Source organism: Streptomyces sp. IBSNAI002, from assembly GCF_052244475.1.
Taxonomy (GTDB): Bacteria; Actinomycetota; Actinomycetes; order Streptomycetales; family Streptomycetaceae; genus Streptomyces.
Map to the genome: position 1 here is coordinate 2,310,965 of NZ_JBQPXG010000002.1, position 12,321 is coordinate 2,323,285.

Below are 12,321 nucleotides of genomic sequence, written 5' to 3' on the forward strand. Positions count from 1 at the left end.
TGACGCATCAGTTTCCCTGCCTTCCGGAGGAGTCTGCGGGTGTTCGTCCCGCACCGGAACAACGCTCTGAACCCATTCGGGTTATAGAGCCGGTAGGCATTTCACCCCATCGTGTACTGGGTAGTGCCTACTTCATGACTGAGCGCCCGCTGCTCCTCCTCGACGTGGACGGCCCCCTCAACCCCTTCCGGTCCGCTTTCGCGGGCCTGCGCGGGTACCGCAGCCACCGGATGCGACCCGACGTCTGGCTCTCCTACCGCGATCCGGAATCCCGCAGCGCCCGCCGCGGCGCACGGGTCCGCCTCCATCCCTCCCACGGCGGCCGGCTGCTCGCCCTGCCCTTCGAGCTGACCTGGGCCACCGCCTGGACGCACCAGGCCAACACGATGATCGCCCCGCACATCGGGCTTCCCGGCGATCTCCCCGTCGTCGAGTGGCCGGAACTGTTCGCCGAGGACCCGGACGGGCTCTCGTGGAAGACCCGCCCGCTCGTCGCGTGGGCGGCGGGCCGTCCCTTCGCCTGGGTCGACGACATGATCAACCCCCGCGACCGGGCCTGGGTCGCCGCCCACCACCCGTCCCCGGCCCTGCTGCTGCGCATCCACCCCCGTCACGGCCTGCGGGACCGCGACTTCAGCGCCCTCAGCCGTTGGGCTCGCGAAGTGGAGGGCCGCTCCGCGTGAGCGCCGTGACCGGGTCCGGGCAGGGGCCGCGCGTGGGCCACCAGTCGGTGTCGTCCGGGCGGGACTCGTAGGCGTACCAGAGGGCGTCGCGGCCGAGGCGGAGCTGCCGGTTCCCGGACGTGAGGCGGTTGCGGTCGGGGCGGAAGGAGCCCTGGCCCGCCGCGAGGAGCGCCGGGCGGGCCCGGTCGAAGGGGCCGGCCGGCGGGTCCCAGGGCTCTTCGAGGGCGGCGAGGGCGGGGCGGCCGCCCTGCCGCCAGGCCGCGGCGGCCCGGGCGAGGTCGGTGGTGGTGCGGCCGGTCTCGCGGGCCAGGTCTCGGTAGAGGGTGCGGGCGGCTCCGGTGAGCCCGGCCGTGGGGTGCGCCGAGGCCAGCCGGACGGCGTCCTGCCACAGGCTGAGCCCGGAGATCGGATCCTCGGCGGTGGTCAGGAGGGCGAGGGCGCGGGCCGCGGCGTCGGAGGCGAGCTGGTCCAGGGCGAGCGGGTCCGGGGCCGCCGGGTCGGCCGGGTAGGCGGGCGGGAGGCCCGCGGCGGCGGGCGCGGCGAGCGGCGCGGGCAGCAGCGGCAGGCCGGTGCGGGCGAGCGCGGCCCTGGCCGGGACACCGGGGAAACCGGGCGCGGCGTCGGGCTGTTCGCGCGCGGCGTGGGCGGCATTGCGCCGGGTCAGCTCGTCGAGGAGTTCCCGTTCGCCGCGGCCGCGCAGGAGCAGCAGGACGAAGGGGTCCTCGTCGAGCAGCCGGGCCGCCCGGTAGCAGAGGGCCGCCGCGTGCTTGCACGGCGGACGCGCGACGTCCGGGCAGGAGCAGCGGGGCACCAGCTCGCCCGCGCCGGGCAGCACGGTGCCGGCGAGCGACTGCGGGACCTCACGCTCCAGCAGGGCGGCGAGCGCCGCGGGATCGGCCGCGACCCCTTCCAGCAGTTCGTCCCATTCCGCGTCCGCGAAGGCGGGCAGCGCCAGCTCGGTGCGGTACGGGCGCGCCCGGCTGCCCCGTACGTACGCCACGATCCGGCCCGGTGTGATGGTGACGGCGTCGACGTGGCCCTCGGCGGCGTACGCACGGCCCCGGGCCAGCCGGGCCGGGTCGCGGGAGACCTCCTCGAGCGCCGACACCCAGGCCCGGCCCCACCAGCTGACCGCCTGCGCCCCGGCGGGCACGGTCTCGAAGGTGCGGCGGCGGTCGTCCCGCGCGGTGATCATGCGGGCCTCCGCAGCGAGACGAGGTCGGCCAGCTCCCGGTCGGTCAGCTCGGTCAGCGCCGCCTCGCCGGAGCCCAGGACCGCGTCGGCCAGCGCCCGCTTGGCCTCCAGCATCTCGGCGATGCGGTCCTCGACGGTGCCCTCCGCGATGATCCGGTGGACCTGGACGGGCTGGGTCTGGCCGATCCGGTAGGCGCGGTCGGTGGCCTGTTCCTCGACGGCCGGGTTCCACCAGCGGTCGAAGTGGATGACGTGGCCGGCGCGGGTGAGGTTGAGCCCGGTGCCCGCGGCCTTCAAGGAGAGCAGGAACACCGGGACTTCGCCCGCCTGGAAGCGGTCGACGAGCTCCTCGCGGCGCGGCACCGGCGTCCCGCCGTGCAGCAGCTGGTGGGAGATCCCCCGGGCCGCGAGGTGCCGCTCGATGAGCCGGGCCATCGTCACGTACTGGGTGAAGACCAGCACCGAGCCGCCCTCGGCCAGGATCGTGTCCAACAGCTCGTCCAGCAGCGCCAGTTTGCCCGAGCGGTGCGGGATCCGGGGCTCCGCCTCCTTCAGGTACTGGGCCGGGTGGTTGCAGATCTGCTTGAGCGAGGCCAGCAGCTTCATGATCATGCCGCGCCGCTCGATGCCCTCGCTCGACTCGATCACGGCCATCGCCTCGTCCACCGCCGCCTGGTACAGCGAGGCCTGCTCACGGGTCAGGGAGACGGGATGGTCCGTCTGCGTCTTCGGCGGCAGCTCGGGCGCGATGCCCGGGTCGGACTTCTTGCGGCGCAGCAGGAAGGGGCGGACGAGCGCCGCGAGCCGGGCCACGGCCGCCTCGTTGCCGCCGTCCTCCTCCTGCTGGTGCTCCACCGGGCGGGCATGGCGGGCCCGGAACGCGGTGAGCGGGCCCAGCAGCCCCGGCGTCGTCCAGTCGAGCAGCGCCCACAGCTCGGAGAGGTTGTTCTCCACCGGGGTGCCCGTCAGCGCCACCCGGGCCGGCGCCGGGATCGTGCGCAGCGCCTTGGCGGTCGCCGAATGCGGGTTCTTGACGTGCTGCGCCTCGTCGGCGACGACCATGCCCCAGCTCTGTCCGGCGAGCAGGGGGGCGCTGGCGCGCATCGTCCCGTACGTGGTGAGGACGAAGCCCCCGGCGAGGTCCGCGAGGTGGCGGCTGCCGCCGTGGAAGCGGCGCACGCTCGTGCCCGGGGCGAACTTCTCGATCTCCCGCTGCCAGTTGCCCAGCAGGGACGCGGGACAGACGACGAGTGTCGGCTCGGGCCGGTCGCGGTGCAGGTGCAGCGCGATCAGCGTGACGGTCTTGCCCAGCCCCATGTCGTCGGCGAGGCAGCCGCCGAGGCCCAGCGAGGTCATCAGATCCAGCCAGGCCAGGCCGCGGGCCTGGTAGTCGCGCAGGGTGGCCTTGAGCGCGGCCGGCTGCGGCAGCGGGGCCGACTCCCCCGTCAGCCGCTCCCGCAGGGCGGCCAGCGCCCCCACCGGCACGGCCTCCACGGGCTCCCCGTCGACCTCGGCCGTGCCCGACAGGACGGTCGCCAGCGCGTCCACCGGGTCCAGCAGGCCGAGCTCCCGCTTGCGCGCCTTGCGCACCAGCTCGGGATCCACCCGCACCCACTGGTCGCGCAGCCGCACCACCGGCCGGTGGGCCTGCGCGAGGGCGTCCATCTCGCCCGGGGTGAGCCGGTCCCCGCCCAGAGCCAGCTCCCAGGAGAAGGCGAAGAGGTGCGCGGCGTCGAAGAAGGCGGTGCCGTCCGTCGCGGAACCGGGTGCGGTGGACCGTACGACGGCGGTCGCGGACAGCGTACGGGCCAGCTCGCGCGGCCAGTGGACCGGGACTCCCGCGGCCGCCAGCCGGTTCGCGGCGCGGCCCAGCAGGTCTTCGAGCTCCGGGTCCGACAGCGCCAGGGCGTCGGGCACGGGCTGGTCGAGGAGGCGCAGCAGGGGCGGCCACACCCGCGCGGCCCGGCGCAGCGCGAGCACGGCGTCGATCCGCGCCCGGGGGCCGAACCCGGCGGCCGCCGTACCCGCCCACAGGTGTCCGGCATCGGTGACCAGGGTCGGATCGGCGAGGCTGTGCACCTGGACCACGGCGGCCCCGGCGCGCCGCACGTCCTCGGCCTCGGCCTCGTCGAAGAGGCGGAAGGAGGACAGGTCGAGGCGCAGCGAGATCCCGACGCCGGTGTCCGCTCCGGCGGCGACCTGCGCGGCCCAGTCCCGTATCCGGGGCACGTGCTGCGGCTCCCGGGCGGCGAACGGCCGGCCCGCGGCCACGGCGGCGGCCGGGGTGCGGGGCAGGCTGTCGGCGACGGCGTCGAGGAACGCGCGGACCAGCGCCTCCGGTTCGGGCAGGTGCAGCGGGCGGCGCCCGGCGAGGGGCGTCGCGTACCCCTCGTGGGGCAGCGCGGCCGCGACCGCGCGCAGGTGGCCGACATCGGCGGCGTCGAGCGGCCCGGCGCGCCAGGCGTCGACGCCCTCGGGGGTGAGCCCGGGGAGCAGGCGGCCGCGGGCGACCAGGGTGAGGGCCTGGGTGGCGGCGGTGCCCCAGGCACGGGTCGCCGGGTGCGCGGCGGGGCTGCGGGGCGCCCGGGCGAGCAGGGGCAGGGCGGCGGTGACGGAGAGGGCCACGGCGGGCACGGTCCGGCTGCGGACCCCGTCACCGTGCGGGCGGACCACGGTGAGCGTCGTCGGTGCACCCGCCTCGGGCAGGGGGTCCCCGTCGGGCGCCCAGAACACGACGCGCCCCTCGCGGGGGACCGCGGCGGGCAGGAAGACCGCCGCGTGGCGCAGCAGTGCGTGCGGTGTCATGGCCTGGCTCCCTCCCCCGGTCGCGATCGTCGCTGCGGTAGCTGCGGATGTCCTGTGCACCGAGTCTAGGTGCGGCCACTGACAACACCCTCTGACCTGCGCATACCGCCCGTCCGTCGGTCAGCGTGCCCAGCGGCCCTGCTCCGTGGCGTAGCCGTACACGGGACGGCCCGTGGCCGCGCTGGTGCGCAGCGGCCGGCCGTTGTCGTCGATGCGCAGGGTGCCGGTGCCGGAGGGCGCGGTCCAGCGCAGGTCCAGCGACCAGTCGCAGTCGCACCCCGTGGTGGCGGCCTCCACGCGCAGGACGACCGGCTCCGCCGCCGAGACGCGCATCGGGAAGGCGGGGGCCGGAATGGCGCTGCCGGTGTCGCCGCCGCTGTCGTTGCCCGCCACGGGCCGGAGCACGGGCCGCGGCGCGTCCAGGTTCACCGTGAACGCCGCCGGGGTGAGCGCCCCGCCGCAGCCCTGGGACATCTGGTAGACGTTCCAGGCCGGCGGGGTGCGCCGGGCGGCCACCCGTACCTCCAGGTCCTCCAGGACCACGCTGCCGGTGCCCGTGCCGTGCAGGGTGACCTCCACGATCTGCGTCCCGGCGTGCACGGCGCGCTGCGCCGAGGCCCACGCGGGCGCGTCCGCCTCCACGGGCGGCGGCGGCACGGAGCCGGGAGCCGGCTCGGCCAGGTAGGCGTGGTCACAGCCGTGGGCCCACACGTGCGACCGCACCGCCGCGGTGACCGCGATCGGCGGCGGCAGCGGTGTGGGGGTCGGCGTCGGCGTCGGCGGGGCGGCCGTCGGGGGCCCGGCGGACCGGGACGGGGCACTGCCCGCCGGGCCCGGCCCCGGAGCCGGGCCGGCGCCCGCGCCCGGAGCCCCGCGGTCCGGCAGCGACGCCGCCAGCACCGCCACGGCCACCGCCCCCGCCGTCACCCCGCCGGCCAGCACGGCGACCGCCCGCCGCCGGTACCAGGGCCGCCGCCCATCGCCCGGCGGCGGATCCGGCACCGCCCCGGGCCCCGACGGTGCCTCCGGTCCGGAACCCGAACCCGAAACCGAAACCGAAACCGGCTCCGACGCCGCCCCCGGCCCCGCCTCCCGTCCCGGTGTCCGGGCCGCCTCGCGCCTGCGGGCGTCCGCCAGGAGCCAGGCGCGGTGCAGGTCCACCGCCTCCCCCGGCGAGGCCCCGCAGGCCCGCGCGAAGCGGTCCACCGCCGCGAACTCCGTCGGTACGGCGTCCCCGTTGCAGTAGCGGTGCAGGGTCGACGTACTCGTGTGCAGCTTGCGCGCCAGCGCCCCGTAACTGAGCCCCGAGCGTTCCTTCAGCTCCCGCATCAGCCGTGCGAACGTCTCCGCCTCGCCCGACCGTTCCGCCCCGCCCACGGCGTTCCCCCATCCCGTGACTCCGTTCCATGCAGGGGGTGTTCCCCCAGGTGACAGCACGTACGGCCATTCCAGTGTCCCGAATGTGCCGCGATCCGTCGCCCGACACCCCGGCCCGGGGAAAGGCTGTTCACGCACGGCACCGCACCACCGCACCGCCACACCACCGCACCACCGCACCGCCACACCGAAGGAAACGGGGAGAACCGACCATGTTCCGACGCACCGCCACCAGCACCGCCTTCGCAGCCCTCGCGGCAGCCGCCGCACTCGCCCTGACCGCATCGGCCACGGCCACGGCCACGGCCGCCACCGCGCCCGGGTTCGTCAACGGCACCGACCTGCCGCCGCACCCCACCTCGCCCTGGTACGCCGGCCAGGTGACCCAGGGCCTCCCCGAGTTCGCGCCCTTCTGCCTGGACGGCGTGCTTCCGGCGCAGGGCAGCTGGCACCGCACGTTCGGCACGGAGTTCGACACCGGCGCCGTGCAGGTCTCCGTACGGGCCTCCTCCGCCGCGGCTGCCGCGAAGCTGGCCACCGCCCTGGAGCGCAAGGTCGCCGCCTGCGCCGCCGACTGGCTGCGGGAGACCCCGGGCGGCACCGCCTCCTGGGAGGACTACGGCAAGCTCCCCGTCGAGGAGGGGGCGCACGTGTACGGGGTGCACACCTCGATCCCCGAATCGGAGCCGGGCGTGCACCTCTACGGCATCGGACGCGACGGTTCCACCGTGACCGTCGTGCAGTGGGGCCAGATGGGCAACCTGTCCCACGCGCCCGTCGCCGACTTCAAGAAGACGACCACGAGGGCCGTCAACAAGCTCAACCCGTGACCGGCACCGCGCCGCCCGTGACCGGGCCGCGCGCCGTCCGGAGTGGGACCATGGACATGAGGCGATGACCATGCGTTCCGGGAACGAGCCGGTGACCGCCCGCAGTGCGCTGCGGCTGCGGTTCTGGCTGAGTCTGTGGGGGCTGATCTGGGCCGCCGCCGGGACTGCCGCGTTCTCGCTGGCGGGCCGACCCGGATGGGCGGCGGCCTGCGGGGTCGTCGCGCTGCTGGCGGCCGTGGACCTGGCGGTGGTCGTCCACCACATCCACCAGGGCCCGCACTACCAGCCCGGCCCCGGCATCCCCCCGTACGAGCCCCCGCGGCACGGACGGTGACGGCCGCCGCTACTGCTCGAAGCGGGCCGCTTCCAGGTACTCCGGCTGCGGGTCGAGGGCGGCGGCCAGCCGGAAGTGCTTGCGCGCCTGCTCGGGCCGGCCGGAGCGCTGGTGGGTGCGGGCCAGCGCGAAGTGGGCGAAGGCGTTGTCCGGCTCCCGCTCCAGCACCAGCTCGAACTCCAGCTGCGCCGGACGCAGTTGGGCCGCGGCGAAGAAGGCCCGGGCGCGCAGCAGCCGGGCCGCCGTGTTCTCGGGGTGCGCTGCTATGACCGAGTCGAGCAGTTTCACCGCGCCCCGCGGGTCGCGTGCGGCGAGCAGCTGCTCTGCGGCCCGGTAGTCGATGACGTGCGTCTCCGGGCTCGCCGACGAGGGCGAGGAGGAGGACGAGGACTGCGGTGTGGTGTCGGACACGATCGTTTCCTTCCCTCTACGGGCGCGTTCAACGCCCCGCGCCACGCCCGCTATTCCGCCGGCCCCGCCCGCTGTTCCGCCGGCCGGGCCGCTATGCCGCCGGCCCGCCCGGCCGCGCCGCACGCGCCGTGAGCTCCGCCCACACCTTGCGCACCTGCGGCTCCAGCGACTCCAGCGGCCCGTCGTTGTCGATCACCAGGTTCGCCACCGCGAGCCGCTGCTCGCGCGTGGCCTGCGCGGCCATCCTGGCCCGCGCCTCCTCCTCGGCCATCCCGCGCAGTGCGGTCAGCCGCGCCAGCTGCGTCTGCGGCGTCGCATCGACCACGACCACCAGGTCGTACAGCGGCGCCAGGCCGTTCTCCGTGAGCAGCGGTACGTCGTGCACCACGATCGCGTCGGCCCCCGCGGCGGCCTCCAGCTCGGCGGAGCGGGCCCCGACCAGCGGGTGCACGATCGCGTTCAGGGTCCGGAGCTTCACCGGGTCGGAGAAGACGACGGAGCCCAGCTTCGGCCGGTCCAGGGCACCCTCCGGGGTCAGCACCGTCTCCCCGAAGGCAGCCACGACGGCCGCGAGCCCCGGCGTACCGGGCTCGACGACCTCCCGCGCGATCCGGTCGGCATCCACGATGATCGCCCCGTACCCCGCCAGCAGCCGCGAGACCTCGCTCTTGCCGGCACCGATCCCGCCCGTCAACCCCACTTTCAGCATGGTGCTCAGCCTAGACCGCGCCCCCGCCGCCCCCACAGCCCCCCGGTGTCAGTTCTCGCCCTCGCGCTCCGCGAGGAACCGCTCGAACTCGCGCCCGATCTCGTCCGCCGACGGAATCTCCGCGGGCTCGGCGATCATGTTCCCCCGGGTCTCGGCTCCGGCGGCGGCGTCGTACTGGTGCTCCAGCCCCTGGACGAGGCTCACCAGCTCCTCGTCGCCCTCCCGGATCTGCCGGTCGATCTCCGTCTGCGTGCGGTGCGCCTCCGTACGCAGGGCGTGCGCGACGGCGGGCAGGACCAGCCCGGTGGCCGCCGTGATCGCCTCCAGCACCGTCAGCGCCGCGTCCGGATACGGGGAGCGGGCGACGTAGTGCGGTACGTGGGCGGCGACGCCCAGCACGTCGTGCCCTGCCTGGGCGAGGCGGAACTCGACGAGTGACTCCGCACTGCCCGGCACCTGCGCCTCGTCGAAGGGGCTGCGGTGGCCCGGCATGAGGTCGGTCCGGTTGCCGTGGGGGGTGATGCCGACGGGCCGGGTGTGCGGGACGCCCATGGGGATGCCGTGGAAGTTGACCGAGAGCCGCACGCCCAGGCGCTCGACGATCTGGCGGACGGCCGCGGTGAAGCGCTCCCACTCCACGTCCGGCTCGGGGCCGGACAGCAGCAGGAACGGAGCTCCGGTGGCGTCCTGGACCAGCCGGACCTCCAGCCGGGGCTCCTCGAACTCCGTCCAGTGGTCGCGCTGGAACGTCAGCAGCGGGCGGCGGGCCCGGTAGTCCACCAGCCGGTCCGCGTCGAAGCGCGCCACCACCTGGTGGGGCAGGGTGTCCAGGAGCCGCTCGACGATCTGCTCCCCGGCCTCGCCCGCGTCGATGTACCCCTCGAAGTGGTACAGCATGACCAGCCCGGCCGAGTCCTGGGCGAGCGCCACGTCGGCCACCGCCAGGCCCTTGGCGTCCCATTCGTACAAGCCCTGTGGATCAAGCACCGTCACCACTCCTCCCTCGCTGCGTTCTCTGCAAGAACGTCCAAGGGGGCCGCACCATTCCCCAGTTGGCCGGGTTCACGCGAACGCAACGGATCAAGGCAGCGGCGCGCAGAACGCGACAAGGCCCGCCCCCCGAAGGGGACGGGCCTTGTCGTTCAGCTCAACCAGCTCGGCTCACGCCCGGAGGCGTGGTGCGCGCTGCGATCAGCTCTGGCCGCCGGCCAGCTTCTCGCGGAGCGCGGCCAGGGCCTCGTCCGAGGCCAGGGCGCCGGAGGTCTCGTCCGACTCCGAAGAGTACGAACCACCCGAGATGCCCGCACCGGCGTTGCCACCGGCGGCCGGGGCGGCAGCGCCCTCGGCAGCGGCGGCCTCGTCGGCCTCGCGGCTCTTGATGACCTGGGCCTGGTGCTGCTCGAAGCGCTGCTGCGCCTCGGCGTACTGGGTCTCCCAGGCCTCGCGCTGCTTGTCGAAGCCCTCGAGCCAGTCGTTGGTCTCGGGGTCGAAGCCCTCGGGGTAGATGTAGTTGCCCTGGTCGTCGTACGACGCGGCCATGCCGTACAGGGTCGGGTCGAACTCGACCGACGCCGGGTCGGCACCGAAGGACTCGTTGGCCTGCTTCAGCGACAGCGAGATCCGGCGACGCTCGAGGTCGATGTCGATGACCTTGACGAAGATCTCGTCGTTGACCTGGACGACCTGCTCCGGGATCTCCACGTGGCGCTCGGCCAGCTCGGAGATGTGGACCAGACCCTCGATGCCCTCGTCCACGCGGACGAACGCACCGAACGGAACCAGCTTGGTGACCTTACCCGGGACGACCTGACCGATCTGGTGGGTCCGGGCGAACTGCTGCCACGGGTCTTCCTGCGTCGCCTTCAGCGACAGGGAGACGCGCTCGCGGTCCATGTCGACGTCGAGGACCTCGACGGTGACTTCCTGGCCGACCTCGACAACCTCGGACGGGTGGTCGATGTGCTTCCAGGACAGCTCGGAGACGTGGACGAGACCGTCGACGCCGCCCAGGTCCACGAAGGCACCGAAGTTGACGATCGAGGAAACGACGCCGGAGCGGACCTGACCCTTCTGCAGGGTGGTGAGGAACGTCTGGCGGACCTCGGACTGGGTCTGCTCCAGCCAGGCACGGCGGGACAGGACCACGTTGTTGCGGTTCTTGTCCAGCTCGATGATCTTCGCCTCGAGCTCCTTGCCCACGTAGGGCTGGAGGTCGCGGACGCGGCGCATCTCGACGAGGGAGGCCGGCAGGAAGCCGCGGAGGCCGATGTCGAGGATGAGACCACCCTTGACGACCTCGATGACGGTACCGGTGACGATGCCGTCTTCTTCCTTGATCTTCTCGATCGTGCCCCAGGCACGCTCGTACTGAGCGCGCTTCTTGGACAGGATCAGACGGCCTTCCTTGTCCTCCTTCTGGAGAACCAGGGCCTCGATCTCGTCGCCGACCTTGACGACCTCGTTCGGGTCGACGTCGTGCTTGATCGAGAGCTCACGGCTCGGGATCACGCCTTCGGTCTTGTAACCGATGTCGAGCAGGACCTCGTCCCGGTCGACCTTCACGATGACGCCGTCGACGATGTCGCCGTCGTTGAAGTACTTGATCGTCTCGTCGATCGCGGCGAGGAAGGCTTCCTCGTTACCGATGTCGTTGACCGCTACCTGCGGGGTGGTAGAGGTGGTCTCGGTGCTGCTCGTCATGTGGGAAAGGGCTCCGGTTACGGACAGAAAGTCGTAGGTACTGCTACGCCGGGAGCCCTTATCGGCATCTGCCGACAGCCGGACAGCCAAGGAGACCCCCAATCCGCGAAGAGCGGCGGGGCCTCGAAAACCGAGGGGACATCAACAGATGCAAGCGCAGCCTGCTAGGTCTGAGGAGCACAGGCTCGCAGCGCAACTTGTAGCATACGGGGGCAGCCGGACACGGTCAATGCGCGAAGGCGGACACCCCCGGCGGATCGCCGCACAACCGGCACAATTCGTGGGCGGGGAGGCGCTGATGAGGCTTCCCCGTCACTTTCCGCGGCGAGCCACGGACGGCCGCGGGACCCGCGGACACCCCGAGGCCCGCGGACATCCACAGACATCCACAGACATTCGCAGACTACGACGACGGGCCCCATGAACCAAGAGGACTACGCCCCCGAAGACGCGTACGACGCCGATCCGCTGTCCGGTGACGTCTCCGACGACTCCGAGGCCACCCGGCGTGACGCGGACGAAGCGGAGAGCAGCCGGGCCAGCCGCGGCTGGTGGGACCGCAACGCCGACGAGTACCAGAGCGAACACGGCTCCTTCCTCGGCGACGACCGCTTCGTATGGGGCCCCGAGGGACTCGACGAGGCGGACGCGGCCCTCCTCGGCCCCGCCGCCTCCCTCAAGGACAAGGACGTCCTGGAGATCGGCGCCGGCGCCGCCCAGTGCTCGCGCTGGCTCGCCGCCCAGGGCGCCCGCCCGGTCGCCCTCGACCTCTCCCACCGCCAGCTCCAGCACGCCCTGCGCATCGGCGACGGCATCCCCCTGGTCGAGGCCGACGCCGGACGGCTGCCCTTCCGCGACGCCTCCTTCGATCTGGTCTGCTCCGCCTACGGCGCCGTCCCCTTCGTCGCCGACCCGGTGAACGTCATGCGCGAGGTGCGCCGCGTCCTGCGCCCCGGCGGCCGCTGGGTCTTCTCCGTCACCCACCCCATCCGCTGGGCCTTCCCCGACGAGCCCGGCCCCGAGGGGCTGTCGGTCTCCGCCTCCTACTTCGACCGCACCCCGTACGTGGAGCAGGACGAGCAGGGCCGCGCCGTGTACGTGGAGCACCACCGCACGATCGGCGACCGGGTCCGCGACGTGGTGGCGGGCGGCTTCCGCCTGGTCGACCTGGTCGAGCCGGAGTGGCCGGAGTGGAACAGCCAGGAGTGGGGCGGCTGGTCCCCGCTGCGCGGCAACCTGATCCCGGGCACCGCGGTCTTCGTATGCGAGAGGGACTGA

General features: G+C 73.8%; 11 protein-coding genes. 4 read left to right on the top strand and 7 right to left on the bottom strand.

Going from position 1 to position 12,321, the window contains the following annotated elements:
- Positions 1-134: 134 nt before the first annotated feature.
- Positions 135-683: a hypothetical protein gene (locus ACTVZO_RS11280; RefSeq protein ID WP_443298249.1), complete on the top strand. Its 549-nt coding sequence runs from the start codon at positions 135-137 to the stop codon at positions 681-683.
- Here the strand turns inward: ACTVZO_RS11280 and ACTVZO_RS11285 are convergent.
- The 3 genes from ACTVZO_RS11285 to ACTVZO_RS11295 all read right to left on the bottom strand — a co-directional run bounded on the left by ACTVZO_RS11285 (position 643) and on the right by ACTVZO_RS11295 (position 6,059).
- Positions 643-1,878 carry an SWIM zinc finger family protein gene (locus ACTVZO_RS11285; RefSeq protein WP_443298250.1) on the bottom strand — a complete coding sequence of 412 codons (1,236 nt, stop codon included), beginning with the start codon at positions 1,876-1,878 and terminating at the stop codon, positions 643-645. The genes ACTVZO_RS11280 and ACTVZO_RS11285 overlap by 41 nt on opposite strands.
- Positions 1,875-4,682, bottom strand: coding sequence for an SNF2-related protein (locus ACTVZO_RS11290; protein WP_443298251.1), 2,808 nt, complete (start codon positions 4,680-4,682; stop codon positions 1,875-1,877). Before ACTVZO_RS11290 ends, ACTVZO_RS11285 begins: the two co-directional genes overlap by 4 nt.
- A gap of 120 nt (positions 4,683-4,802) precedes the next feature.
- On the bottom strand, positions 4,803-6,059 hold the full coding sequence (locus ACTVZO_RS11295; RefSeq protein ID WP_443298252.1) for a helix-turn-helix domain-containing protein: 1,257 nt from the start codon (positions 6,057-6,059) through the stop codon (positions 4,803-4,805).
- Between the two features lie 212 nt (positions 6,060-6,271).
- On the opposite strand from ACTVZO_RS11295, the gene ACTVZO_RS11300 reads away from it, so the two are divergent.
- Both ACTVZO_RS11300 and ACTVZO_RS11305 read left to right on the top strand, forming a co-directional pair.
- Positions 6,272-6,889, top strand: a complete 618-nt coding sequence (locus tag ACTVZO_RS11300) for a hypothetical protein (protein ID WP_443298253.1) — start codon at positions 6,272-6,274, stop codon at positions 6,887-6,889.
- 70 nt (positions 6,890-6,959) lie between these two features.
- Positions 6,960-7,223, top strand: a complete 264-nt coding sequence (locus tag ACTVZO_RS11305) for a DUF6343 family protein (protein ID WP_443303119.1) — start codon at positions 6,960-6,962, stop codon at positions 7,221-7,223.
- A 9-nt stretch (positions 7,224-7,232) separates the two neighbouring features.
- Here the strand turns inward: ACTVZO_RS11305 and ACTVZO_RS11310 are convergent, their stop codons facing one another.
- The 4 genes from ACTVZO_RS11310 to rpsA form a co-directional block, all read right to left on the bottom strand.
- Positions 7,233-7,634 (bottom strand): tetratricopeptide repeat protein, encoded by a 402-nt coding sequence (locus tag ACTVZO_RS11310; protein ID WP_361751794.1) that lies wholly within the window; start codon positions 7,632-7,634, stop codon positions 7,233-7,235.
- A gap of 91 nt (positions 7,635-7,725) precedes the next feature.
- A complete protein-coding gene (gene coaE / locus ACTVZO_RS11315; protein ID WP_443298254.1) occupies positions 7,726-8,343 on the bottom strand; it encodes a dephospho-CoA kinase in 618 nt (205 codons plus the stop codon).
- 48 nt (positions 8,344-8,391) lie between these two features.
- On the bottom strand, positions 8,392-9,330 hold the full coding sequence (locus tag ACTVZO_RS11320) for a PAC2 family protein (RefSeq protein WP_443298255.1): 939 nt from the start codon (positions 9,328-9,330) through the stop codon (positions 8,392-8,394).
- Between the two features lie 204 nt (positions 9,331-9,534).
- Positions 9,535-11,043: a 30S ribosomal protein S1 gene (rpsA, locus tag ACTVZO_RS11325; protein WP_030010959.1), complete on the bottom strand. Its 1,509-nt coding sequence runs from the start codon at positions 11,041-11,043 to the stop codon at positions 9,535-9,537.
- 420 nt (positions 11,044-11,463) lie between these two features.
- On the opposite strand from rpsA, the gene ACTVZO_RS11330 reads away from it, so the two are divergent.
- Positions 11,464-12,321, top strand: coding sequence for a class I SAM-dependent methyltransferase (locus tag ACTVZO_RS11330; RefSeq protein ID WP_443298256.1), 858 nt, complete (start codon positions 11,464-11,466; stop codon positions 12,319-12,321).

What these genes read in the sequence shown, in the direction of transcription:
- rpsA (WP_030010959.1), bottom strand. Translation starts at nt 11,043, where the DNA reads ATGACGAGCAGCACCGAGACCACCTCTACCACCCCGCAGGTAGCGGTC.
- coaE (WP_443298254.1), bottom strand. Translation starts at nt 8,343, where the DNA reads ATGCTGAAAGTGGGGTTGACGGGCGGGATCGGTGCCGGCAAGAGCGAG.
- ACTVZO_RS11285 (WP_443298250.1), bottom strand. Translation starts at nt 1,878, where the DNA reads ATGATCACCGCGCGGGACGACCGCCGCCGCACCTTCGAGACCGTGCCC.
- ACTVZO_RS11280 (WP_443298249.1), top strand. Translation starts at nt 135, where the DNA reads ATGACTGAGCGCCCGCTGCTCCTCCTCGACGTGGACGGCCCCCTCAAC.
- ACTVZO_RS11305 (WP_443303119.1), top strand. Translation starts at nt 6,960, where the DNA reads ATGCGTTCCGGGAACGAGCCGGTGACCGCCCGCAGTGCGCTGCGGCTG.
- ACTVZO_RS11300 (WP_443298253.1), top strand. Translation starts at nt 6,272, where the DNA reads ATGTTCCGACGCACCGCCACCAGCACCGCCTTCGCAGCCCTCGCGGCA.
- ACTVZO_RS11290 (WP_443298251.1), bottom strand. Translation starts at nt 4,682, where the DNA reads ATGACACCGCACGCACTGCTGCGCCACGCGGCGGTCTTCCTGCCCGCC.
- ACTVZO_RS11330 (WP_443298256.1), top strand. Translation starts at nt 11,464, where the DNA reads ATGAACCAAGAGGACTACGCCCCCGAAGACGCGTACGACGCCGATCCG.